This window comes from Desulforapulum autotrophicum HRM2 (assembly GCF_000020365.1).
GTDB classification, from domain to species: domain Bacteria; phylum Desulfobacterota; class Desulfobacteria; order Desulfobacterales; family Desulfobacteraceae; genus Desulforapulum; species Desulforapulum autotrophicum.
This window is the reverse complement of the sequence record NC_012108.1, coordinates 3166822-3191359: the sequence shown is the minus strand read 5'-3', so window position 1 is coordinate 3191359 and position 24538 is coordinate 3166822. Positions and strand designations below refer to the sequence as shown.

At 49.2% G+C, this 24538-nt stretch carries 25 protein-coding genes and 1 tRNA gene; 4 read left to right on the top strand and 22 right to left on the bottom strand.

Annotated elements, in window-relative coordinates; genetic code table 11:
- Positions 1 to 154: 154 nt before the first annotated feature.
- The 4 genes from HRM2_RS13885 to ftsY form a co-directional block, all read right to left on the bottom strand.
- On the bottom strand, positions 155 to 385 hold the full coding sequence (locus HRM2_RS13885) for a hypothetical protein (protein ID WP_015904658.1): 231 nt from the start codon (positions 383 to 385) through the stop codon (positions 155 to 157).
- Between the two features lie 17 nt (positions 386 to 402).
- A complete protein-coding gene (locus tag HRM2_RS13880) occupies positions 403 to 1680 on the bottom strand; it encodes an MFS transporter (RefSeq protein ID WP_015904657.1) in 1278 nt (425 codons plus the stop codon).
- A gap of 69 nt (positions 1681 to 1749) precedes the next feature.
- Positions 1750 to 2073 carry a YebG family protein gene (locus HRM2_RS13875; protein WP_015904656.1) on the bottom strand — a complete coding sequence of 108 codons (324 nt, stop codon included), beginning with the start codon at positions 2071 to 2073 and terminating at the stop codon, positions 1750 to 1752.
- Positions 2074 to 2084: 11 nt separating this feature from the next.
- Complete coding sequence (gene ftsY, locus HRM2_RS13870; protein ID WP_015904655.1) at positions 2085 to 3047, bottom strand: signal recognition particle-docking protein FtsY; 963 nt, start codon at positions 3045 to 3047, stop codon at positions 2085 to 2087.
- Positions 3048 to 3232: 185 nt separating this feature from the next.
- Between ftsY and HRM2_RS13865 the strand changes: the two genes are divergently transcribed.
- The gene (locus tag HRM2_RS13865; RefSeq protein WP_015904654.1) at positions 3233 to 4645 is read left to right on the top strand and encodes a GGDEF domain-containing protein; all 1413 of its coding nucleotides are present in this window, start codon (positions 3233 to 3235) and stop codon (positions 4643 to 4645) included.
- Positions 4646 to 4662: 17 nt separating this feature from the next.
- Complete coding sequence (locus HRM2_RS13860) at positions 4663 to 6753, top strand: 6-phosphofructokinase (RefSeq protein WP_015904653.1); 2091 nt, start codon at positions 4663 to 4665, stop codon at positions 6751 to 6753.
- Between the two features lie 168 nt (positions 6754 to 6921).
- On the opposite strand, the gene ahbD is transcribed toward HRM2_RS13860, so the two are convergent.
- The 18 genes from ahbD to kdsA form a co-directional block, all read right to left on the bottom strand.
- Positions 6922 to 8001 carry a heme b synthase gene (gene ahbD / locus HRM2_RS13855; RefSeq protein ID WP_015904652.1) on the bottom strand — a complete coding sequence of 360 codons (1080 nt, stop codon included), beginning with the start codon at positions 7999 to 8001 and terminating at the stop codon, positions 6922 to 6924.
- 4 nt (positions 8002 to 8005) lie between these two features.
- The gene (gene hemB / locus HRM2_RS13850) at positions 8006 to 8989 is read right to left on the bottom strand and encodes a porphobilinogen synthase (RefSeq protein WP_015904651.1); all 984 of its coding nucleotides are present in this window, start codon (positions 8987 to 8989) and stop codon (positions 8006 to 8008) included.
- Positions 8990 to 8991: 2 nt separating this feature from the next.
- Positions 8992 to 10179 (bottom strand): 12,18-didecarboxysiroheme deacetylase, encoded by a 1188-nt coding sequence (gene ahbC, locus HRM2_RS13845; protein WP_015904650.1) that lies wholly within the window; start codon positions 10177 to 10179, stop codon positions 8992 to 8994.
- The gene (locus tag HRM2_RS13840; protein WP_015904649.1) at positions 10176 to 11918 is read right to left on the bottom strand and encodes an AAA family ATPase; all 1743 of its coding nucleotides are present in this window, start codon (positions 11916 to 11918) and stop codon (positions 10176 to 10178) included. The genes ahbC and HRM2_RS13840 overlap by 4 nt, the downstream gene beginning before the upstream one ends.
- A gap of 311 nt (positions 11919 to 12229) precedes the next feature.
- Positions 12230 to 12314, bottom strand: a tRNA-Leu gene (locus HRM2_RS13835).
- Positions 12315 to 12324: 10 nt separating this feature from the next.
- Positions 12325 to 12624: a preprotein translocase subunit SecG gene (gene secG, locus HRM2_RS13830; protein ID WP_015904647.1), complete on the bottom strand. Its 300-nt coding sequence runs from the start codon at positions 12622 to 12624 to the stop codon at positions 12325 to 12327.
- A gap of 6 nt (positions 12625 to 12630) precedes the next feature.
- A complete protein-coding gene (gene tpiA, locus HRM2_RS13825; protein WP_015904646.1) occupies positions 12631 to 13386 on the bottom strand; it encodes a triose-phosphate isomerase in 756 nt (251 codons plus the stop codon).
- Positions 13387 to 13630: 244 nt separating this feature from the next.
- Positions 13631 to 14635, bottom strand: coding sequence for a type I glyceraldehyde-3-phosphate dehydrogenase (gene gap / locus HRM2_RS13820; protein ID WP_015904645.1), 1005 nt, complete (start codon positions 14633 to 14635; stop codon positions 13631 to 13633).
- A gap of 75 nt (positions 14636 to 14710) precedes the next feature.
- Positions 14711 to 15124, bottom strand: a complete 414-nt coding sequence (locus HRM2_RS13815; protein ID WP_015904644.1) for a PTS sugar transporter subunit IIA — start codon at positions 15122 to 15124, stop codon at positions 14711 to 14713.
- The gene (gene rapZ / locus HRM2_RS13810; protein ID WP_041273274.1) at positions 15121 to 16002 is read right to left on the bottom strand and encodes an RNase adapter RapZ; all 882 of its coding nucleotides are present in this window, start codon (positions 16000 to 16002) and stop codon (positions 15121 to 15123) included. The genes HRM2_RS13815 and rapZ overlap by 4 nt, the downstream gene beginning before the upstream one ends.
- A 3-nt stretch (positions 16003 to 16005) precedes the next feature.
- Entirely contained in the window at positions 16006 to 16464 is a 459-nt protein-coding gene (locus HRM2_RS13805) for a PTS sugar transporter subunit IIA (protein ID WP_015904642.1), read from the bottom strand.
- 17 nt (positions 16465 to 16481) lie between these two features.
- Complete coding sequence (hpf, locus tag HRM2_RS13800) at positions 16482 to 17021, bottom strand: ribosome hibernation-promoting factor, HPF/YfiA family (RefSeq protein ID WP_015904641.1); 540 nt, start codon at positions 17019 to 17021, stop codon at positions 16482 to 16484.
- 13 nt (positions 17022 to 17034) lie between these two features.
- Positions 17035 to 18474: an RNA polymerase factor sigma-54 gene (gene rpoN, locus HRM2_RS13795; RefSeq protein WP_015904640.1), complete on the bottom strand. Its 1440-nt coding sequence runs from the start codon at positions 18472 to 18474 to the stop codon at positions 17035 to 17037.
- Positions 18475 to 18476: 2 nt separating this feature from the next.
- On the bottom strand, positions 18477 to 19199 hold the full coding sequence (gene lptB, locus HRM2_RS13790; protein ID WP_015904639.1) for an LPS export ABC transporter ATP-binding protein: 723 nt from the start codon (positions 19197 to 19199) through the stop codon (positions 18477 to 18479).
- Positions 19196 to 19729, bottom strand: coding sequence for an LptA/OstA family protein (locus HRM2_RS13785; protein WP_015904638.1), 534 nt, complete (start codon positions 19727 to 19729; stop codon positions 19196 to 19198). Before HRM2_RS13785 ends, lptB begins: the two co-directional genes overlap by 4 nt.
- Entirely contained in the window at positions 19686 to 20291 is a 606-nt protein-coding gene (gene lptC / locus HRM2_RS13780; RefSeq protein ID WP_015904637.1) for an LPS export ABC transporter periplasmic protein LptC, read from the bottom strand. The genes HRM2_RS13785 and lptC overlap by 44 nt, the downstream gene beginning before the upstream one ends.
- Before the next feature lie 9 nt (positions 20292 to 20300).
- The gene (locus HRM2_RS13775; protein WP_015904636.1) at positions 20301 to 20840 is read right to left on the bottom strand and encodes a KdsC family phosphatase; all 540 of its coding nucleotides are present in this window, start codon (positions 20838 to 20840) and stop codon (positions 20301 to 20303) included.
- A 1-nt stretch (position 20841) separates the two neighbouring features.
- On the bottom strand, positions 20842 to 21672 hold the full coding sequence (gene kdsA / locus HRM2_RS13770) for a 3-deoxy-8-phosphooctulonate synthase (protein ID WP_015904635.1): 831 nt from the start codon (positions 21670 to 21672) through the stop codon (positions 20842 to 20844).
- 152 nt (positions 21673 to 21824) lie between these two features.
- Between kdsA and HRM2_RS13765 the strand changes: the two genes are divergently transcribed.
- Positions 21825 to 23204 carry a M23 family metallopeptidase gene (locus tag HRM2_RS13765; RefSeq protein ID WP_015904634.1) on the top strand — a complete coding sequence of 460 codons (1380 nt, stop codon included), beginning with the start codon at positions 21825 to 21827 and terminating at the stop codon, positions 23202 to 23204.
- Between the two features lie 163 nt (positions 23205 to 23367).
- Positions 23368 to 24534 carry a homocysteine biosynthesis protein gene (locus tag HRM2_RS13760; RefSeq protein ID WP_015904633.1) on the top strand — a complete coding sequence of 389 codons (1167 nt, stop codon included), beginning with the start codon at positions 23368 to 23370 and terminating at the stop codon, positions 24532 to 24534.
- Positions 24535 to 24538: the final 4 nt, after the last annotated feature.

Below are 24538 nucleotides of genomic sequence, written 5' to 3'. Positions count from 1 at the left end.
AAATAGCACATCAATCCAAATCGTTCACCCCAATTGCCGATTATCGTTGAATTCAATGTCATATGGAATTGGATTTGTCAAATTTTGATCTGCAAAAGGATACAGGCCATGAAACGCATGCGTTGAAAAGTGGTCAGCTGCAGGACCGCAAAAATCATAATTGAGACATCATGTTCAATCCGTGAATACGCCCCCATACAAAACCATCTGACATGGAGAGCAACCAGGTTCCAAGGGAAAGATCAGACAGGTTCTCCTCTTTGCCGGCGACCCTGAGCTGGGGGAGATTGGCAATAAGGACGCTGACGGGAAGAATGACACCCAGTCTCCTTTCTTTTGCTGCAATACCGGCTATCAATAAAACACAGAGCCAGATCGGAGTCATTTTTAATTTCTTTTTTCTTATTCTTTTTTCTTGTCCATGGTTTCCGATGTCAGGGTGTAAAACATTCCGATAAGGGTGAGGCAGACGCTGCAAAAGACAAATGCGCCTCTGAATGCCCCAGGCCCAAGGGAGGTTCCAGGATAGAGAAATTTCATTAAAGAACCCAGTCCCTGGAGAAAAACGGCCACCCCTGCCATGGTAAAAAAATTAATTCCCGTCATTGCCATGCCTGCATTCTCAAGGGGAACCTGTTCCTTGATGTGTGCGTACATCACCTGGCCTGAACTGCTGACAAGGCCAAACCCGAGAAAAAGAAGGGAGAGTGTCATTTTACCGGCATTGGGGGGAAGAAAGATGAGAATTCCGAGGATGCCTGCCATGCCCAGGAGGCCGGGAACGATGACTCGTTTTCGTGAATTCAGGATCTGGTCGGACAAATGGCCGCTGATGGGGCTGCCGATGATCATGCCGATGCTCATGAGCAGGATAATATTGCCCGTGGCAACGCCGGAGAGGCCGGCCACATTGATCAGATAAGGCCCTGCCCATAATGACTGGACCGAGGCAAAAATGCCATAGCGGCAAAAGGTGGAAAAAGAGATGATCCAGAAATCCCGGCGGGAAAAAAGGGTGCGTCCCCGTTGAAGGGTCTGTCTGACACTGGGATGGGTGGTCGTCCTGTCATTTGTCGCTGTGGGTTGACTGGAGCGGTCCTTTACCAGGATAAAGAAAGAAAACGCCATGACCAAGGAGACCCCAGATATGGTCAGAAAACTGTTTCTCCAACCCATGGCTTGAACCATAAGGACAAGGGGGGTGGCAGCAAAGATATTACCAACAGTGCCAGCAGACACAATGACGGCAGATAATGTTGCAAACTGGTTGGGTTTGAACCAGATGGTGATCAGTTTCAGTGTTCCCATAAAATTACATGCCATGCCGATGCCGAGCATGGCCCTGCCAAGGGCAAGGTAATGGTAGGAGTCACCCGTGGCAAACAAGAATGCCCCTGCCACGGAAACCAGGGTCAGGGCTGTCATGGTGATTCTCGGCCCGATGGTGTCAAGGAACATGCCCACGGGAATCTGCATCAAGGCAAATGCGTAGAAAAAGGATGCTGACACGGTACTCAGCTCCCAGGCATCAAGTTTCAAATCCGCCACCAGGTTCGGGGCGATAACGGCCACGGAGGATCGGTAAAACTGGGAGAGAATAAACAGGGTGCCGGCAAGGATCAAAATGAGCCAGCGCCGGGACGGTTTACCCGATGATAATGGCTGTGATTGGAAAGCCAATGATGAAACCGCCTTTTTAAACTGAAAATAAGCGCAGTGGTAGCCGTGGAAAACCCGTCACCCCCGGGGTCATGCAGTGGCAGCCGGTGGTGTCTTTTTCGTTGTCTTGGGCTTGGCTTCGGACTTGGCAGGGGTCGCTTTTTTCTTTGCTGAAGCAGTAGAAGGCGCTACACCCCGTAACAGAGCGGTAACGGTGTCGCGTTCCTGGGCCAGGAGCAGGGCGATTTCCTCATTCTGGTCGTCGCTGAGTTTGATTTTGCTTGCCTTTAAAAAGGCAGAGAGGTTGTCGGCAATATCGAGCATTTTGTCATGGGCGTCGGCTTCTTTTTTTGTCGCAAAGGTCATTTTTTCGACTCCGTTTCTGACAACGATGTACTGGACAACTACGGCCATAGTCTGCTCCTTTAATCAAACAACGCATTGATGAACAACTGGGAGTTAAACTCCTGAAGATCGTTGATCCCCTCGCCCAGGCCAATATATTTCAACGGGATTTCCATTGTGCCTGAAATGGAGACCGCAATGCCGCCCTTGGCTGTCCCATCAAGCTTGGTCAGGGCAAGGGCTGTAACGCCCACGGCTTCGTTAAACAGCTTAGCCTGGGAGATGGCGTTTTGTCCGGTGGTGGCATCAAGGACCATGAGGACTTCGTGGGGGGCACCTGGAAGCCGTTTTGCAATGGTGCGTTTGATTTTCTTCAACTCTTCCATGAGGTTTTTCTGGGTATGAAGCCTTCCTGCCGTGTCAATGAGAAGGACGTCAATCCCCCTTGCAATGGCGGCTTCAACACCGTCAAAGGCAACGGCTGCAGGGTCTGCACCATCCCTGTGTTTGACAATCCCGACGTTGGCCCGTCTGGCCCATTCCGATACCTGCTCAATGGCGGCGGCCCTGAAGGTGTCTGCGGCTGCAATCAAAACCTTCTGACCCTCATTGGTAAATTTCATGGCAAGTTTGCCAAGGGTCGTAGTCTTGCCCGTCCCATTGACGCCAACGACCATGATGACCCTTGGTTTTACAACGGCTGTCGGTTCCGGGGCTGACGGTTCCCCGGGGAAAAGGGCCTGGATTTCGGCTTTCAGGAGATCTTTGAGCTCATTGGCTGTTGATAGCTTTTTGCTCTTTCTGGAGACATTCTCCATGACCTTCAGGCAGAGGTCTACCCCAAGGTCTGCCATGATGAGACTTTCTTCTATCTCTTCTAAAAGGGTGTCATCAATGACTCTTTTTTTGGAAAAAAGATCGTCAATATCGGTAAAAAGAATATCACGGGTCCGGGATAGGCCCTGTTTGAACCGTCCCAATATCCCGTTGCCGGTCTCTTTGTTCGGGGTTTCCCCTTTTTTTTTAAACAGACGAATCTCCACAGTTACTAATTCCTTAAATAATGATTTAATCAGCCTTCTTTTTACATAATTATGCCGGGTTAATCAAGGGTTAAACGTATCTTAGGAAGGCACTTGCCAAAGGGGAGGTGGCATGGTAATTGTTACAGCGGACAACAGGCATGGCCAGGGATTGGTTTATAGTACATACTTTCTGAGGTAACTTCATGGATGACAAGGGTGAAAAAAGGCAGGTCTATGAATTAAGGGCCAGGATTGACCGTCTTGAGTCCCAGAAAAATATTCTCCTCAAGGAGCTCGATATCAATGAAGAACGTTTTGAAAAAAACCAACGCCTTTACAGTCGCTTTGTTCCCCTGATAATTGATCTTGTGACCGAGAAAAACAGAGGGGTCGCATTCGTACTCAAGGACCTTTCAGCAGAACTGAAAAAAAATGCCTCAACTGAAAGGATCGAGGGACTGTTCCAGAAGTTCCATCAGGCCATACTCAACGAAGATCCGGAAGTTGACAGGGGAAAAGACAAACCTTTTTTTTCAAGCCTTTTCAAGGGATCCAGTGACCATTTGATGAAGGCCTTTAAACAGGGTTATCTTGACATTATCGATACCTTGAATGGCACCCTGGAGTCATCCCATTGGAGCGCCTTGAACCAGCTTTCAGACAGAATTGTCAAGGTCAGTGATCTTGAATCCATGGGGAAGGTCCGTGATGAGCTGTTTCATATTTTGCATGGGCACATAACCGATATTGGCAGGGATCGGGAAAAACTGGCCATTTTTGTAAAGGATATTGTCAGACAAATTCTTGGGATGGAGGAGATCATCCGGCTGTCGTTTGATCATTTTGGAGCAATGCTCGAGCCGGGCGATGCCTTTGATCTGGTGTTGAAAAATGAGATCGACCAGGCAAGAAAAACCCTTGATATAGACGGGAATCTTGAAGAGGTAAAGGCCCGGCTTGCAAGTTCCTTTGCAACCATCGAGGGAGCCTTGAAGCAGAAGGTGATTGATGAGGCGCAAATTAAAGGATTTGTAACATCAAATCACCAGACCTTTGAAACCGAATTTGAGAAGCTGAGAACAGAACTTGTCCAGGCCACCGCACACTCAAGGGAACTTGAACGTAAGATCAATCAGGATCCCCTTACCGGGGCCTATAACCGAAGGGCTTACAACCAGCGAATTGAGGATGAGATGGATCGGTTTCTGCGGTATGGAACCCTTTTTTCCCTGCTTTTCATTGATGCGGATCATTTCAAAAACATCAATGACACCTATGGCCATGCCATTGGGGATAAATGCCTCCAGGAGATCATCAAAAGAGCCTCGAAACTTATACGCAAGAGCGATATGCTGGCCAGGTATGGGGGTGAAGAGTTTGTGCTGGTCATGCCCGAAACCGACGCTGCAAATGCAAAAAACGTTGCAGAAAAAATAAGAAAGACCATTGAAAGAATAGCGTTCCTTTACAAGAAGGATGCTGTAAAAGTAACAGTGAGCATTGGCGTCACCCAGGTTCGAGAGAACGATGCTGTGCCCCAGGATGTTTTGGGTCGTGCCGATGCTGCAGTTTATCAGGCAAAACAGGACGGAAGAAACCGGGTGGTGCTGAATTAGGAAAAATGGAGATTTGAATGGAACATTCATCCAGGATTGATATTAAGACGCTTCTGAACCATGCAAAAACCGCAAGTGTCATCGCCGATATAAATCGAGAGGCCATAGAACGGCGGGCCTTTGCACCCAAAAAATGCCAGGTCTTTTCAGAAGGATTTACCGTGCTTGAAGACCAGCCCCAGTATCGCTTCTCCCAGGACAGGGAGGCGGAAAAGGTGCTTGCCGACATCATTGATAATCATGTTCAAAAGATTGTCCCAGGCACTCCGGAACATTCAACGGAACAGGAACGCTACTTTAAACGCAGAAATATCGGTATTGTTTTTTCAGGCGGCCCCGCCCCTGGCGGGCATAATGTTATTTCCGGGATCTTTGACGCAGCGAAAAAGGCAAATCCCGCATCCAGGGTCTATGGGTTTATCCTGGGGCCGGCCGGAATTCTTGAACGTTCCTATGTTGAAATCACCGAAAGCCTGGTAGACGCCTACCGGAATATGGGCGGTTTTAACATGATCAAGACGGGTCGTACAAAGATCGATCTTAAAAAGAAAATGGATCTCTCCCGGGCCACCTGCAAGGCCCTTGAACTTGATGCCCTGGTCATTGTGGGAGGTGATGATTCCAACACCAATGCCGCCTTCCTTGCCCAGGAACTCAAGGTCGACGGCATTCAGGTCATCGGCGTCCCAAAGACCATTGACGGTGACATCCGAGTTTCGACTGAAGATGGTGACGTTCTTTGCTCCACCTCATTCGGGTTTCACACGGCGGCAAGGGCATTTGCCCAGAATATCAGCAATCTGTGCACGGATGCGTCAAGCGACATCAAGTACTGGCATGTGTGCAAGGTGATGGGGCGGGTGGCAAGTCATCTGGCCCTGGAGACAGCCCTACAGACCCATGCCAACCTCACCCTTATCGGTGAGGACCTTGCCGACTATGTGGACCAGGAGCGGCTTAAGGCTGCCCAGGAACGGGGTGAAATTGATTATACGGCATATGGCATGACCCTTCGCCATCTTTCCCGACTCATTTGTGAAACCATAGTAAAGCGGGCCGCCAGCGGTAAAAATTACGGGGTGATGATTATCCCTGAAGGGGTTCTTGAGTTCATTAACGAGATACAGATTTTCATTATCAAGCTCAGTACCATCATTGCCGAGTTTAACAATGTCCATGACCTTGACTTTCACGCCTCGTTTCCCAACCTGGATGCAAGGCTTGACTATTTGAGAAGGCTGTCAAGGGGGATCAGCGACAGGGCTGCGTCCCCGATCTGGAATCTGAGGGATGACGAACTGTTCAACGACCTTCCCGCTTTTTTCCAGGAGGGATTGCTGGTTGAGAGGGATACCCACGGCAACTTTCAGTTTTCCCAGGTAAAGACCGAAAAGATACTCATGGACATGGCCATGGATTACCTTGAAATTTTAAGGGAAAAGGGCATTTACAAGGTGGGGATAAACCGGCGTTCCTATGAATCTTTAATGGCGATGGATGGGCTGGATGCCGAAGGCTTTGGCCGGGCCATATTTAAAAATTATGACCAGGACGGCTATCTCCTGGTCAAGGAGACAATCATCTCCCTTAAGACCCTGACCCAGACGGTGATGAACGCAGGTTTGATCGATGATGAAAAGGATTTACCCGGGAGTGTGGTGGATCTTTTTAAGAAGTCAGTTCCCAAGTTCAGCATCCAGACCCACTTTTACGGGTATGACGGCCGGGGAAGTGATCCCACCAAGTTTGACTGTAACTACACCTACAACCTTGGTCTGACGGCCTTCAGTCTCATTGCCAACGGGGCAACCGGTCAGATGGCGGTTATCAAAAACCTTGAGCACAAGTTCTGTAAATGGGAACCCCTGGGCATCCCCATCTCAAGCCTCATGCACCTTGAGGAGAGAAAGGGAAAGCTTGCCCTGGTTATTGAGAAGAGCATTGTGGATGTGGAGTCCAACGCCTTCAGGGTGGTCAAAGCGCTCAGGGAGAAGTGGCTTGCTGCAGAACCCGGGGACGACTGCTATCGTCGTCCCGGACCCGTCAGGTTCACCGGCAGCAGTGAAGAGGATCGACCCATCACCCTGATGCTCAACTCCATCCATTAAAATTAACTAGTGCCTGACGAAAACTCGTGTTTGGATGAAAACTTGCCCAGATGCAAGGCGCGAGCAAAGCTGAAACCGGAGCGTACTGTTGTACGTGAGGCCCAATTTATAATTTGGTAGCTTTGTGAAGCAACGCAGCAGGTGGGTGAGTTTTCGTTCAAACACTAACTATCGCTTGCCCGGCTGATAGGTGCATAGCGGTTCTTCGGCCATGTAGTTGCCCGTTGCCTCATAGGCACGGGCCCTGCAGCCACCGCACACCCGGGTATACTCGCACACCCCGCATTTGCCCTCGTAGTTGTCAATATTTCGAAGCCGATTAAACACCTCTGAGTTTTCCCACACCTCTTTAAAATGGGTCTTTTTGATGTCTCCGCAGGTTACATCAAGGAATCCGCAGGTCTGAACCCTTCCAACGTGGGAGATGAAACAGAAGCCTGTACCGGCAAGGCATCCCCGGGTTACGGCATCGAGTCCGTGGGTATCAAAGTTTACCTTTTTTCCCTCTTCCTTGGCCCGCTGTCTCAGGATCCGGTAATAGTGGGGTGCACAGGTGGCCTTGAGCTGAAGGGAAGTTTTTTCCCGCTGGTCATAAAACCAGTTCAGGGTTTTTTCATACTCCTGGGCATTGATTTCCTGGTCCACGATGTATTTTCCCCGTCCCGTTGGAACCAGAAGAAAAATGTGGTGGGCAACTGCGCCAAGGGATTCTGCCAGGGCAAGAATGCTGGGAATCTCCTTGAGGTTAGTCTGGGTGATGACCGTATTAATCTGAAAATCAATCCCCGCCTCTTTGGCACGGGCAATACCGTTGAGGGCGCCATCATAGGCTCCTTCAACGCCCCTGAAGCGGTCGTGGCTTTCCTTGGTTGCACCGTCAATGCTGATGCTGATCCGTTTAATGCCCGATGCTTTCATCTTCAGTGCATTTTCCCGGGTGATCAGGGTGCCGTTGGGTGCCATGACCATTCTGAGTCCAATGGATGTGCCGTAGGCGGCAATATCAAAGATATCCGGCCGGAGAAGGGGTTCGCCTCCGGTGAGTATAATGATGGGTTCACCCACCTCCCGGATCTGGTCAAGAAGCTTAAACGACGCCGTTGTGTCGAGTTCATCCGGGTAGTCGTGATCCTCGGCAGCAGCACGGCAGTGGACGCAGGAGAGGTTGCACCGTCTGGTTGTTTCCCATGCCACAAGCCGAAGGATGTGGGAATGCTTGTTGGTCAAAACTTGTTTTTCAGGATGCATAGGCCTAATATTCCCTTGAGTTGATGGCCTTGGCCGCTTCAATGGCCGAGTAGGTCAGGATCATGTCGGCACCGGCACGCTTGATGGACAAAAGCGTTTCCATGACGACCTTTTGTCCGTCAATCCATCCCATGATTTCTGCGGCCTTGATCATGGCATACTCTCCGCTCACGCTGTAGGCGGCAATGGGAAGATCGATTTCATCCTTGAGCCGGTTGATGATGTCAAGGTATGAGAGGGCAGGTTTCACCATGATGATGTCGGCACCCTCTTCAATGTCCATGGTGGCTTCCCGGATTGCTTCAATGGCGTTGCCTGGATCCATCTGGTAGGTCTTCCGGTCCCCGAATTTGGGGGCGGACGAGACAGCATCCCGAAACGGTCCGTAAAAGGCCGAGGCGTATTTCACGGCATAGGACATGATGGGGGTATTGGAAAAGCCCTCTTCATCAAGGGTCTGGCGGATTTCACCCACCCGGCCGTCCATCATGTCGGAGGGAGCTACCATGTCGGCCCCGGCACGGGCATGGGAAAGGGCCACCCGTGCCAGAAGGTCAAGGGAGGAATCATTGTCGATCCTGCCGTCCTGGATCATGCCGCAATGGCCGTGGTCGGTGTACTGGCACAGGCAGACATCCGTGAGTACTGCAATATCGGGGACGGCATCTTTTACCGCCTTGATGGCCTGTTGGACAATGCCCGATTCAGCATAGGCCCCGGTGCCCAGACTGTCTTTTTTGTCGGGCAGACCAAAGAGCATGACCGCAGGAATACCTAAGTCATGGGCCTCTTTTACCGTTTTGACCAGCATGTCGCAGGAAAGATGAAACTGACCGGGCATGGAGGCGATGGGCTTTTTGATCCCCTTGCCGGTAACGGCAAAAAGGGGCAGGATCAGGTCATCCACAAGCAGGGTAGTCTCCCTGATCATCCGTCTGAAGTTAGGGGTTTCCCTGAGGCGCCTTGCCCTGTAATCTGGAAACAGCATGATCAATCCTCCTTTTTGATTTCCTGGTCGGTTAAAAAACAGGCGGGATCTGTGTCCCAGGGATCGCCGGCAATGGATTCAGCCCTGGCCCTGAAATTTCCTGCGCAGATGTCAAGCCAGCGGCAGTCTGCGCAGCGGCCCTTAACGTAAAGTTTTTTCTTCTTGAGCTTCATGAGGTATTCGTTGGTCTCGTCCATCCAGATCTCAGAAAATGGCCGTTTCCTGATGTTGCCAAGGCTCTTGTCCCTTGAGAACTGGTCCGGATAGACCTCGCCGTCCCAGGAGATGCAGCCAAAACCGCGGCCTGAATTGTTGCCCTCGTTCTTCTGAAGCAATTCCAGAACCTCGGCTGCCCGTTCAGGATCTTCCTTTAGGAGTTTTAAATAGAGATAGGGACCGTCTGCATGGTTATCAACAGTGAGAATCTCCTTGGGATGGTTCCGGTCATGGAGGTCTTTTGTGAGGGCCATGATAAGATCAAGGGCTTTCCTTGTCTCCTCGTGGGAGAGGTCTTCGTTGGCAATGCTTGATCCCCTGCCCGAGTAGACCAGGTGGTAAAAGCAGGCCCTGGGGATGTTCATTCGTTCAAGCAGGTCAAAGATGCCCGGGATCTCAGTGACATTGCGCTTGTTGATGGTGAACCTTAGTCCTACCTTGATGCCAGCTTCCTGGCAGTTTCGTATGCCGGTAAGCGCCTTCTGGTATGCCCCTTTCATGCCCCGGAAAAGGTCGTGGGTCGCTTCCAGTCCATCCAGGCTGATACCCACGTAGGAAAGGCCGATTTCCTTGAGCGTCTTGGCCTTTTCCTTGGTGATCAGGGTACCGTTGGTGGAGATGACGGCCCGCATTCCCTTGCTTACCGCATATTCTGCATACTCGGCAAGCCTTGGGTGAACCAGGGGTTCGCCGCCTGAAAACAGGATGACAGGCACGCCAAAGGCTGCCAGGTCATCGATCATGGCAAGGCTCTCTTTCTGTTCAAGTTCGTTTTCGTAGGAAAGATCTTCTGACTGTGCAAAGGAGTATACACAGCGCAGCTTAGATCGCCTTGTTATGTTACACACGATCACGGGTTTTTTATCTAGAGAGAACTGAAACAGGTGCGAGGGCAGGGTGCCTGAGTCGCGGGAATCACGCAATGTCACAGATGGTCCCACGGTCACACAAGAGCTCTTAGAAATTCCGATCATGATATTATTTTCCTGATAAGTTCAGCAAGAAACGCCTCTTGGTCCAGAAGGGCTTTTCTTGGAATAAAGAACCGATTTGTTCCGGATTTTTCCCGGATCAGATTTAGACCGTCGTAAAAATCGTTGTAAATTTTAGCCATGAGGTCATCAGAGGTAATCTCGTACTTGATGAACTGTTCAATGAGCGAGTCAATGGCATCCTCTTCAAACACGATGTTGATGTCATGCTTGTGGTAGAAATCCACCTCCACCTTTTTGATGGACTCATAATAGGTTTTAATGGATTGGATGGCTGTTCCAAGTTCAGTGACATGGGTGCAGTAGTACTGGGCCACAAGATCACTTCTCTCCTTAGACAGGGTAAGACCGTGGTGAAGGGAGAGACTTTTCCAGTTGTTAAGAATATGGTTGGACAGGGCCTGCCTTGTTTCCTGGATTGCCTCAAGAAAGGCCAGTTCCAGCTGGTCACGGTTTTCATCGGCCAGAATAAGGGCAAGTTCAGCCCTTGGGTCTGTGATTACCCCTGGTGTTACCACAAATCTTTTAATTGTTGAAGAAGGAAGCTTTTCTTCAAATTCAAGAAGGGCGTTCTCAACAACGCTTACAAGCCCCCTGGCACCGGTGTTCTCCTCGAAAGCCCTTTGGGCAAGGATGTCCAGGGCTTCGGGTGTAAACACGATGTCAATGCCGTAGGCAGCAAAATCAAGCCTTTTCCCAAGTATGACAGGATTGTTGGGCATGGTCAGGATGGTAAAAAGGTCGTCTTTGGAAAGGGTGTCAAGGACGCACCGCACAGGAAGTCTGCCAATAAATTCAGATTCAAACCCGAACTCGACCAGATCTTCAGCCGTGACCTGCTTTAAAATGTCACTGTTCGTTTTTGCCTTGGCAAGGGATGAACCAAATCCCATGGCGTGGTGGGTTACCCGTCTTGAGACAATTTCATTGAGATCGGAAAAGGCCCCGCTCATGATAAAGAGGATGTTGGATGTGTTTACCCTTCGCTCGCTTCTTTTGCCCGTTCGCTGGAAGCTTTCAAGCTCCTGCATCATGGACACCGGGTCATGGGGAACCTTGAGGTCCACATCTGTTTCTTCCATGGGCTTTAAAAGTGCCCGCTGAACCCCGGTTCTGGAGATGTCAGCACCCCTGAGATTGCTGCTTGCGGCAATTTTATCAATTTCGTCCAGATAGATGATGCCGCATTCGGCAAGTTCAATATCATCGTCCGCCTCCTTCACAAGATCCCGGACAAGATCATCCACATCACCGCCCACATAACCGGTTTCAGAAAATTTAGTGGCATCGGCCTTGACAAAGGGAACGCCAATGCGTTTTGCAATAAGTTTTACAATATAGGTTTTGCCAACGCCCGTGGGACCGAGCATGAGTATGTTGGATTTGATGCTTCCCGTTATCCTGACGTCTGAATGTTTGGTTGTTTCGAGGTGTTTGACCCGGTTGAAGTGGGTGCAGATCTTGGTTGCAAGAACTGATTTTGCCCTTTTCTGTTTCACAATATACTGGTCCAGATAGGCAATCAGTTCCTGGGGCTTGATGTTGAAATTGACAAGTTTTTTTCTACCTGAAGATGTCCCCTTTCCTGTAATGGGTGCCTCGTTTGTGGCCAGGGAGGGGGAGAGGATTTTTACAGTACCGCCGAACTTCTTGTTGAGAAACTCGCCAAGCTCTTTTTCTATACGTTTGGGGTCAGGTATGTTTTCATTTTTTTCGTTCATAGTGGTCTAAGATAAACATGGGGAAGGATAAATCAAGTTTGTTTGGTCGGGGATGGCTGTTTTTTTTCGAAGAGCATGCAGGGCTTGCCTGTTGAACGGCGTACGACAGCCGAGGGAATCATCTTTGATTTGAAGCCCATTGCCCGGCATCCATGGGGTTTGGCCGGCTCCCAGGTTACAAAGTAATGTCGGCATCTGTGGCAGTTTATTCGTTGTGTTTTCTCCATGTGCATTTACCATGTGCATTTGCCAAGTCTTTTAAAAAGATGAAAAGCCGCAAACATTGTGCAATGATTGCGGCTTTTTATATCTGGTGCCGAAGGGGAGACTTGAACTCCCACGGGTCGCCCCACACGCCCCTCAAGCGTGCGTGTCTACCTATTCCACCACTTCGGCAGGATGTATGCTATTTGCTGTCAGTCGTTGCAGGCTGCTCAATCGGTATTTTTATGTCAGGCATAATGGATGTCTCAGGTTTATGACTTGACATATAAGCAAGGGTCAGTGAGGTGAGCATGAAAATCACGGCAACCCCGGTTGTTATTTTGCTCAGGAATGTAGCCGGTCCTGCGCCACCGAACAGAGCCTGGCTGGATGCACCACCAAATGAAGCGCCCATGTCTGCACCTTTTCCTGTCTGGAGCAGAACGATGAGAATTAAAAGGATGCAGGCAATTACATGTGCAATTATAATCAGGGTTGTCATGGTTTGTTATTTGTACCTTATTATTTTGATGAACGTATCTGCATCAAGGCTGGCTCCGCCAACCAATGCGCCATCGACATCGTTAATTTTCATTATTTCCGAAACATTCCCCGGCTTAACTGAACCACCATATAGTATACGGATGGACATTGCAAGCGTGTTGCCAAATTTATCGTTAACAAGCTTTCGGATATATTCGTGTACCTGGGCCACTTGCTCCGGAGTTGCTGTTTTTCCCGTTCCGATGGCCCAAACCGGCTCATAGGCGATAACAAGGGGCTGGAGTGCATCAGAATCAAAGCTTTTTAACCCATTTGACACCTGTTTGTCAAGCACGGAAAAGGTTTTTTCCCCATCCCTTTGTGCCCCGGTCTCACCAATGCACAGAACAGGGATAAGGCCGGCCTTGAGGGTTGCGGCTATCTTTTTGCAAACGGTTTCATCGGTTTCTCCAAAATATTGGCGGCGCTCTGAATGACCGATGATGGCATAGTCGGCACCGGCTGCCTTTACCATGGCGGCGGATACTTCACCTGTGTAGGCACCCTCATTTTCATAAAACAGATTCTGAGCCCCGACCTTTACATTTGATCCTGCCACCGCCTGGGATACAAGGGGAAGGCTTAAAAAGGTGGGGGCGATCATGATGTCAGTATTAACAACTTCAGATGCAAGTTCAACAAGTCTTGTAGCCGTGGTAACGGCTTCCGTGCCGGTCTTGAACATTTTCCAGTTGCCGGCGATTAACGCTCTTCTACTCATAAGGATCTCCTCATTAGTGTTTGAACAAAAAATCACCCATCTGCTGCGTTGCTGCAAAATTCTGAAACCTCACGTACACTAGTACGCTCCGGTTTCAGAATTTTTTGCGCCTTGCATATGGGCAATTTTTCGCCCAAACACGGGTTTTCGGTCAGCCATTATTTTTATTAGAAACTCGATTCAGCCTGACAAGCGTAACGGATGTTGAGTTTCATGGTCTGTTGCGCCCGATAGGATGAGGTGGCTATAGGGATTTTCCCACCAGGGCTGCAAGGTCAATGAGTCGGTGGGAGTAGCCTGATTCATTGTCATACCAGGCGTAAATTTTGACCATATTCTGGATGACATCCGTACTCATGGCATCGACAATCGAAGAAAAAGGGCTGCCGTTGTAGTCAATGGAGACCAGGGGAAGCTCGCAGTAATCGAGAATTCCGGCAAGGTCGGACTTTGACGCTCTTTCAAGGGCCTGGTTTACCTCTTCCCGGGTGACGTTCGCCTTTTCAACGACCACTACAAGGTCAACCAGGCTCACATTGGGGGTGGGTACCCTGACCGACAGGCCGTTGAGTTTTCCCTTGAGTTCCGGAAGAACCAGGGCAACTGCCTTGGCTGCTCCTGTGGTGGTGGGGATCATGGAGAGCGCTGCGGAACGTGCCCGCCTCAAATCCTTGTGGGGAAAGTCAAGGAGTCGCTGGTCTCCTGTATAGGCATGAACGGTTGTCATCATCCCGCTCACAATTCCGAAATTCTCCAGGAGAACTTTTGCAACCGGGGCAAGGCAGTTTGTGGTGCATGAGGCATTGGAGATGATGTCATGTTTTTCAGGATCATAGGTGTCATGGTTGACACCCATGACAATGGTGCTGTCGGGATCAACCGCTGGGGCTGAGATAATAACCTTTGCTGCACCGGCCTTGAGGTGTTTTCCTGCACCCTCCCTGTCCCGGAAGATGCCCGTACATTCAAGAACAATGTCAACGCCTGCATCCTTCCACGGAATTTGTCCCGGATCCTTGAGGGAACAGACCTTTATGGTTCGATCGTTGACGACCATGGTATCTTCAGTGGTTGTGATGGTTGCGTCGAGCCTGCCATGTACAGAGTCAAATTGAAGCAGATGCGCCATGGTCTTTGTGTCTGAAAGATCGTTGATGGCGACGACTTCAAGATCTGATCGTTTCAATGCAGCCCTGAACGCCAGTCTGCCGATTCTACCGAAACCGTTGATTCCAAGTTTAATTCCCACGATATTGTACCTCCTGAACGTTGGTAGTAAAAGAAACACATGTTGGGAAGCCGGGTTGGAATTCAAGCCAACCGATCATGCACGTTTGCTTCCTTTTAAAATTCCGCTTGCAAGGGAAATACTTTTTTTCCCCTGGGCCACAATGGCCGCTGCTGCCGCTGAAAGTTCCTGTTTATCCCTTACTGAAATTGCCTTGAGCAGAATTGGAAGGTTGACCCCTGAGATCACTTCAACGGCCCCTTCTTCTAAAAACGAGTAACTCAGATTGGATGGGGTTCCACCAAACATGTCGGTGAAAATGATCACCCCTTTTCCATCATTGACGGTTTTGATGCCGGTTTTGATCTTTTTGATCAATGCGTCGGCAGGTTCCCTGATGTCAATGGAAACAAAGCTGATTTTTTCTATTTGTGTATCCAGGATTAATTGAGCGGTTTCAATTAATGCTTCTCCAAGTGTTGAGTGGGTGACGATTAAAATTCCTGTCATAGCTCTTTTGTATCCCTGTCTATGTCCCTGTGGATGATGCCGGGTTCAAAGCCTCGCTGGCTCAGGTGTTCAAAAATGTTTTCAGCAATGGCAACGCTTCTGTGTCGACCACCTGTACATCCTACAGCTATTGTAAGATACGCTTTCCCCTCAAGGGTGTAAAGCGGAATCAGATAGTCGAGAAGGCCCAGGTATTTTTTTAAAAAAGTTTTGGCCTGGATGGTTTCAAGCACAAAATCTTTAACCTCCTTTGTGCGACCATTCAACGCTTTCAGCTCTGGTACAAAAAAAGGGTTTGAGAGAAACCGCATGTCAACCACAAGATCTGCATCCGTAGGGATGCCGTACTTGAATCCAAACGAGAGGAGGTTGATCTTCATGGATACAGGTTTGAGGGCGTGGTGGTGGGCAATATTGCGGATTTCGGCTTTAAGCTGGTGGACATTGTAATTGCTTGTGTCAATGATCCGTTTTGAAATTTTTCTGATGGGAAGCATGAGGCTTTTTTCTGACTTTATGCTTTCAATCAGACTTTTGTCCTGACCTGCGGGGTGATGGCGCCGGGTCTGGCTGTATCGTTTTAAAAGGATGTTTTCATCGGCCTCAAGAAAAATAATTTCCGGAATATGCCCGTTCTTCCCCAAGGATTCCAGGACCGAAGGAAATTGGGATAAAAATTGTTTGGCCCGGATGTCCATGACAAAGGCAAAACCGTTTATGTCGGTGTCGCTGTCCAGGGGGAGGTCAAGAAATTTTGGCAGAAGCTCGATGGGCATGTTGTCAACGCAGTAATAACCTGCATCTTCAAATGCCTCCATGGCTGTGCTCTTTCCTGACCCGGAAAGGCCGGTGAGTATAAATAGGCTTTGGCGGTTCATGGGTTAAAACTCTTCATCAATGTCAAGAATGATTTTCTGGATTTCGTCAATGGATTCGGCCCGTAACAGGCTTTCCTTAAAGTGGTCCTTTTTGAGAAGCTTTGAAATCTGTGCCAGAACTTTCAGGTGACTTCCTGTGGAGTTTTCAGGGGTTATCAACAGGAAAAAAATATGGACCGGTTTGTGGTCAAGGGAGTCAAATGAGACTCCCTTGCGGCTCAAACCGAACCCGACAACTATGGAGTCGACAGTGGCAAGCTTGCCGTGGGGAATTCCAATTCCGCCACCGATACCTGTACTGCCAAGTTGTTCTCTTTCCAGAAGAACCCTTACAATTTCGTCGCTCCCGGTCCTGGCCATGGGAGCGACACAAATTGCAAGTTCTTCAAGAACGCCTTTTTTATCCTTTGATGCAAGGTCCGGGATGATGGCACCCCTTGGTAATAGTTCTGATAGTTTCATAATCTCCTGGCAATTTGCTATCTGCGGGGCTGGATCAATCCAAGCTTTCCGTCGTTACGCCTGTAGAGAACATTGACACGCTCTGTCCTTGCATTGCTGAACACAAAGAAATTTTCCTTACCAGAGTTGAGTTCCATAACGGCATCATCGATGTCAATGGGTTTTACGTCAATGGCCTCCATGATCACTTCAGGAGTGGAGGTGTCCGAGGCGGCCTCGGGAGGGGTGAGGAGAATATCATTGTCCTTGATGCTTGCCTTGTTGCCTGACATGTGGCGTCGCATCTTGTCCTTGTTTTTCTTTATCTGGCCTGCCACCTTGTCCATAAGGGTGTCAATGGACGAGTACATGTTTTCAGACTCCTCCTTTGCATGGATCTTCAATCGGTCACACACAAGGGTTATTTCGGCAATGTGTCTAATCTTTTCAACGGACAGAACCACGTTTGCCTCTGCCGGGCTTTCAAGCATTTTGTCAAATCGGTCTACCTTTTTCTGTACATAGGATTTTAATGCATCGGAAGGATCAATCTGTTTAAAAGTGACGGATGTCTGCATAAAAAAAACCTCCCTAAAATTGTTTACGTTTACTTGACGGAAGAATGTGAAGCATCTCCCTGTATTTGGCTACGGTTCTGCGGGCTATGTTGATGTTAGCCTCTTCTAATATCTCTGTCAGTCGCTTGTCGCTGTAGGGGTTTTGAGGATCTTCCTTTTCAATAATAAGTTTGATTTTGTCCTTGACACTTGCCGAAGCCATTGAATCACCATCAGTTCTTGAGATGGAACTATTGAAAAAATATTTAAGTTCAAATAACCCCTGGGGGGTGTATGCGTATTTGTTGGTTGTGACCCGACTGATGGTTGATTCGTGCATCTGGATATCTTCGGCCACGTCCCTCAGGATCATGGGTTTTAACTGGGTGATCCCGTTGAGGAAAAATTCCCGCTGGAACTTGATGATGCTCTCCATGACAGAATAGATGGTCTTCTGTCGCTGGTGGATGCTTTTGATGAGCCAGGAAGCGCTCTGCATCTTCTCGTTGAGGTAGGTCTTGGTCTCTTTTGATATCTTGGTGCCCTTGGCGACTGCCTCTTTGTATACACGGTTTATCCTCAGTTTGGGCAGGCCGTCGTCGTTCATGACAATTTTAAAATCATCGCCTTCCCGGTATACATAGATGTCTGGAATAATGTACTGGGGTTCTTCAGTGCTGAACTCTCGACCTGGTTTGGGCTCCAGGCATTTGATGACGTTCACGGCTGAAACCACATGATCTATGGATATGCCTAGATCCTTTGCGATTTTCTTGTAGTTTTTGTTCTCCAGGTTTTTCATGTGCCGGGTGATGATCCGTTCAAGCATCGGATCTTCGATGCCAAGTCTCGTAATCTGAATGAGCAGTGATTCCCTGAGATCCCTTGCGCAGACACCGGGCGGGTCAAAGGTTTGCAGGGTTTTGAGCATGGCTTCAACGGCTTCGATTTCAAAACCCCCGGGTTCAGCAATTTCCTCAACCGTTGAACAAAGATATCCGTCAACGTTGAGGCTGCCGATGATCATGCTTCCTATCTGTTCCTGATCAGGGGTTGGGCTGTTCATGAGAAGCTGCCACTGAAGGTGATCTTCAAGGGTCTTTTTGGCTGAGGTGAATGCCTCGTAATTGGGGGCCTCCTGGAAATCTCTTTCCGAGTGAACCCTTCCCGTTGAGTTGTATTCGTTGATATAGCTTTCCCAGTCCGTGTCCTGGGAAAGTTTTTCCTCAATGGTGACCTCTTTCAGGTCCTCGTTTTGGTCTTTGGTGTCGGCTTCACGTTCAATCTCCCGGGCCTCTGCCTGGGTTATTTCCTGAATGCTCTCTTCCAGGGCCGGGTTTTCCTCGAGTTCCTGCTCGATCATCCCGGCAAGCTCCAGCCGGGAGAGCTGGAGTAGTTTTATCGCCTGCTGCAGCTGGGGGGTCATCACCAGTTGCTGGGTGAGTATTAAGTTTTGTTGTAGTCCTAAAGCCATAATCAGAGCCTAAATTTATCTCCAAGGTAGAATCGTCTTGCAATTTCGCTGGAGGTGATTTTTTCCGGGTTTCCCGATTCAATCACCTCTCCCTGATTCATGATATAGGCGAAGTTGCACACCCCAAGGGTCTCTCTCACGTTATGGTCAGATATCAGAACCCCGATGTCAAGTTCAGTGAGGTGGGTGATGATTTTCTGTATGTCTGACACGGCCAGGGGGTCAATCCCGGCAAAGGGTTCATCCAGAAGGATGAACAAAGGGTCGGTTGCAAGCACCCTTGAAATCTCAAGCCGTCTTCGTTCTCCGCCTGAGAGCACGCTTGCCTTTTGATCGGCAAGACGGGCGATGCCCAACTCTTCCATGAGGCGGTCTGCCTTGGCATTGACGTTCGTTTCAACATCGGGCCGGACCTCAAGAATGGCTGTAATATTCTGACGTACGGTGAGTTTCCTGAATATGGATGCCTCCTGGGGAAGGTACCCGATGCCGTTTCTTGCCCTCATGTACATTGGATAGTCTGTTATGTCATTGTGGTCAAGGAAAACCTGACCCTTGTCCGGCTTGATCATTCCAACGGCCATGTAAAATGTGGTTGTCTTGCCGGCACCGTTAGGCCCCAGCAGGCCGGTCACCTGCCCAGGGTTGACCTCAATGTTAACACCATTGACTACCCTTCGACCGTTGTAGGTCTTAACAAGATTTTTCAACGCAAGTCTTGTCATTCACCCTCTTTATTTTTCTTTTTGTCCGCGGGGTTGAACAGTGCTTCGACCCGCTGGTCTTTCCCACTCTCCACAACCACCTTGCCATTGCTTCGAAACAGGGTGATTTTTTTGCCGGTGACAAAGCTTTCACCTGTGATTACCCTGGGAGCGTCACCCGTCAGAGTCAGCACAAGGGTTGATGTTGTGTAGACAGCCTTGTCGGCAAATGCCTTTTGGTCTTGGGATGTGAATGTCACATTCCCCGTGGCAATGATCTCCTTGATGTTCTGCTCGTCGGTTTTGCTTAACTTTTTTCTCTCATCTTCCGTGTATATGAATATCTTTATGGCATCGGCATGGATGACATCGTCCTGGCTGGTTGCCACGGCATTGCCTGTAAACGCCACAAAGGAGCTGTCCCTTTCAGATGTCATGGCGTCTGCAGTGATGTGAAGGCTTCTGTCCTGGAGGTTGTCAGCTGTCTGGGCTGAAATAAGACTCGGGCTAAGAATCACTGCCCATACCATTAAAAAAATTAAATGTTTCACTGAAAGTTCCTTTAACATTTCCCCTGAGCCTGGTCGTGTTTTTGTCCAGGTCTGTCTCCATTGTATCCGCTTCAAGGATCGATTCCTTGTCCATGATGCTGATATGAACATTTGAATAGAGTATATGTCTTTTCTTGTCATAATGCAACTCAGCAGTTTTCAGGGTGTACTGGTCATAGGTGACAACGACGTTGTCGGAAAAGCTCATGTCGTGGGTTTTGGTATCCAGGAGTCCATTTGTCGAAGAAAGGTGGATTTCCTTTGCGTTGTCGGTGAAAAAGACCACACGCACGTCGGTCATCTGGGCCTTGTTCTCATCTTTTAAAAGCTTTGCAGATGAGGCATCAAGGGTCCATTCTTTAATACTGTTGCGCGTTGATGTCTGGTGCATTTTGTTGAGCAGCAAAGTGGCCTTGGAGTCGACGGAAATCTTTTTCAGAACAAGGTCTCCAGAAAAAAAACGCTGCTTATAGTAGAGCCCACCAATGCCTGCTGTCAGAAAGAACAGCAGCAGCACCAGAACGATTCTTACCCTTTTGGGTGTGTTGATTTTACGTTTCATGGACGGATTTTATCGGGAGAACCGGTTGATGATGTCATTCCATTCCCCCCTGGTCTTAAGTATTAGTTCACACACCTCCCGGACGGCCCCACCCCCCCCGTTTTTACGGGTTACCAGGTGGGCTGCTTGTTTGACCTCGTCTGTTGCGTCTGCCACAGCTATGGCAAGCCCAACCCGTGCCATGACGCAGATGTCTGGAAGGTCATCGCCTGCAAAAGCGGTTTCAGAGGCGTTGAATCCGGTTGTGTCGAGTATGGTTTCAAGGGCTGTCACCTTGTTTTTAATCCCGTCGTACAGTAGATTGATCCCCAGGTTGTTGCACCTTGCAGTAAGGGCCTGGGATTTTCGGCCCGTGATGATTCCCACCCTGATGCCGGCATCCATGAGAAGCCGCAGGCCAAGTCCATCCTTTACGCTGAACCGTTTTATCTCATCGCCCTGGTCCGTGTAGGTAATGGCACCGTCGGTCAGGACGCCGTCCACGTCCAGGAGCAGCAGCTTGATCTGTTTTAGTTGGGCTTCAAGACTGGGGTGTGTTTCAACGTTCATGTCAGGATGCCTGGATCAGGGGGGCCACCACGGTTCGGATGGCAATAAGGGGTTCAAGAAACGACTGCATCTGAGCAAGGGGGACGGAGTTGGGTCCATCACAAAGTGCCCGGTCAGGGTCGGGATGGGTCTCAATGAAAAGTCCGTCGGCACCAGCTGCAATGGCGGCCCGGGCCAGGGTGGGGGCAAATTTTCGATCCCCTGCAGAGGTGGTTCCAGCGCCCCCCGGGAGCTGTACGCTGTGGGTTGCATCAAAGACAACCGGTACACCGAGGCTTCTGATGATGTCAATGGCCCTGAAGTCCACCACCAGGTTGTTGTATCCAAAGCTTGATCCCCTTTCAGTAATGCTTAACCGGGTGCATCCAGCTGCTTGGGCTTTTTTGATGATATTGCGGCATTCCAGGGGTGCCAGGAATTGACCTTTTTTGATGTTCAACGGTTTTCCCGTTCGGGCCGCAGCAGTGATGAGGTCTGTCTGACGGCATAAAAATGCAGGGATCTGAAGTACGTCAAGGACCTTTGCAGCAGGCCCTGCCTGTTCGGGCAGGTGGATGTCGGAAATGATCTTTACGCCAAGTTGTTGCTTGATGGCTGCCAGGATCTCAAGGCCCTTTTCAAATCCAGGCCCCCGGTATGAGTCGATGGAACTCCGGTTGGCCTTGTCAAAGGATGATTTAAAGATAAAGGGGATACCCAGCCCATCGGTTATCTTTTTAAGTTGGCTTGCCGTATGAAAGGTGGTGTCATAATCTTCGATAACGCAGGGGCCTGCAATGAGAAGAAATGAATCGCCGGCAGCGGGTGTCTGGGTGGAAAAAAAGGTGTCCATTTGTAAACGCTCCAAGGTAAATGTTTCACATAGGCTATCTTTTGGTGGTTGAAAAGTCAACAATGGAAAATGCCTTGATAACTTGGTCTATTGCTGTTATTTTACTCCAACTTTCATTGGGGTTAAATTTTTTTTGGTTATAGGTGTGTTGAGTGAAAAAGCTTTTGTTTATTACCTTTATTTTGGTGGTTGTCCTGCCTTTGGGATGGTTCTTTTTCAGCGAATTTGAGGGCAGGGCGCCGGTTGTTGAGGTGGCGCTTCCTTCGCCCTACTTAAAACAGGATTATACTGTTTCTCTCAGGGCTCGAGATGTCGGAACCGGTCTTCGCCATTTAAATGTGGCGCTTGTTCAAGCGGGCAAGGAAGTGACCCTTTTAGATAAGCATTTTCAACCCCTTGGTTACCAGGGGCTTTTCATGGGTTCCCAGGTGCTTGACCAGGCTGTTGAAGTGCCTGTGGCGTTTAAAAAGTTCGGGATGCAGGATGGTGAAGCTGTTTTAAAGATAATTGTCTCCGATTACTCCTGGCGGGGTTGGAATAGGGGCAATACCGTGACTGTCGAACGAACGGTGACCATTGATACCCGACCTCCCCGGATTGAGGTTTTGACCACCAAACACAATGTGACCCGGGGTGGAGTAGGGCTCATTGTGTACAGGCTTTTTGAAGACAACATTACCAGTGGCGTGGTGGTAGGGGATAATTTTTTTCCGGGCCACCCCGGTATGTTCAAGGATAAGAATGTTTTTGCCGCCTTTTTTGCCCTAAGTTTTGAGCAGGGGCCGGGGACAGAGATGAAAGTCAAGGCCGAGGATCTTGCCGGAAATGTTTCCAGGCGGGGGTTCTTTCACTACATTCGGGACCGGAAGTTTAAGACCGATACGTTGAATATTTCCCAGGGTTTTTTAGCCGAAAAGATACCCGAGTTTGACGTTGACATCAGTGGTACGACCTTTGACTCAACTGAAAATCCCCTGCTTGCAAAATATCTCTACATCAATACGGTGGTAAGAAAAGGAAACGTTAAAACCGTGCTTGAACCGGTAAAGGCAACTGAGAATACGCTCTTCTGGAAGAATGCGTTTTTACGGCTGCCAGGGTCTGCCAATCGGGCAAATTTTGCCGATCACAGAATTTACAAGTTCAATGGCAAGGAGATTGACAGGCAGATTCACATGGGTATTGATCTTGCCTCGGTTTCAAGGGCACCTGTCCCTGCTGCCAACAATGGACGAATCCTTGCAACTGAACATGTGGGGATTTTCGGCAATACCGTTCTCATTGACCATGGATTCGGACTCACCACCCTGTATGCCCATTTAAGTGCTATTTCAGTATCCAAGGGGGATATAGTCAAAAGGGGCGATATCATTGGAAAGACGGGGGAAACAGGCCTTGCCGGCGGAGATCATCTTCATTTTGGCGTAGCCGTCAACAACGTGTTTGTAAATCCTGTGGAATGGTGGGATACTACCTGGATCAAAAACAATATTGAGTACAACATAAAAGGGGTTGAAACCCAGTTGAAATAATTGGTAGGGCCGGAACATGGTATCTGTTCTGACCGTAGCAAATGATACACGCCTCTGATTGCAATGCATCCGATTGCAATACATCTGTGGGCGTTTCATATGAAAATGGGTCAAAAAAAAATATTTATCTCAAAATATTATCTCAAACAGAGGCATCAGTGAAATGGGTGATTATAAAATCAACAAGACCTATCAAGAGATCAACGAGCGGATCAGAAATGGCAAGGCTGTTGTTGTAACAGCCGAAGAGATTATAGACATAGTGAAAAATGAGGGTCCTGTCGAGGCGGCAAGGGCCGTTGATGTGGTCACCACAGGTACCTTTGCACCCATGTGCTCTTCGGGTGCATTTATCAATATCGGCCAGTCAAAGCCCCTTATTCGAACGACTGAAACCTGGTTCAACAAGGTGGCGGCCTACTCGGGTCTGGCAGCGGTTGACTGTTATCTTGGCGCCACCCAGACATCCGAGGATGATCCGTTAAACAAGCTTCACCCGGGTGAGTTCAACTATGGTGGCGGCCATGTGATCCAGGACCTTGTGGCGGGAAAAGAGATCGAGCTTGTGGCAAAGAGCTATGGAACGGATTGCTATCCCAATCGGAAAATTGAAAAGATTGTGACCTTTAATGATCTTCCCAGCGCAACGCTTTGCAATCCGAGGAACGGTTACCAGAACTATAACTGTGCCATAAACCGTTCCAACAAAATCAAGTACACCTATATGGGCACCCTTAAGCCCGACATGGGCAATGCCAGCTATTCCACCGCCGGGGCCTTAAGTCCCTTGTTCAATGATCCTTATCTCAAGACCATCGGACTTGGAACGAGAGTCTTTCTCGGGGGCGGCCAGGGGTTTGTCACCTGGCAGGGGACCCAGCATAAAACAGCCGTGGACCGGACCCCGAATGGGGTTCCAGTGACACCCGCTGCAACCCTCTGTCTCATGGGAGATCTTAAACAGATGTCACCCGAATGGCTGGTGGGTCAGAGCCTCCGGGGGTATGGGGTCTCTTTGTCCGTGGGACTTGGCATTCCCATTCCCATCCTCAACGAGGAGATGGTCAAATTTACGGCAGTGTCTGACGATGAAATTTTTACCCAGGTGGTGGATTATGGTCATGACTATCCCCTGGGAATTTCAAAGAGCTACGGCCAGGTAAGCTATGCAGAACTCAAGAGCGGAACCATCATGATCCAGGGCCGAAATATTCAGACCGTGCCCCTGTCGAGTATGGTCCGGGCAAGGAAAATAGCTGCCATGCTCAAGCGCTGGATCCAAAAGGGCGAATTTTTTCTGGGCGAACCCCAGTATCTTTTTAATAAATAAACGG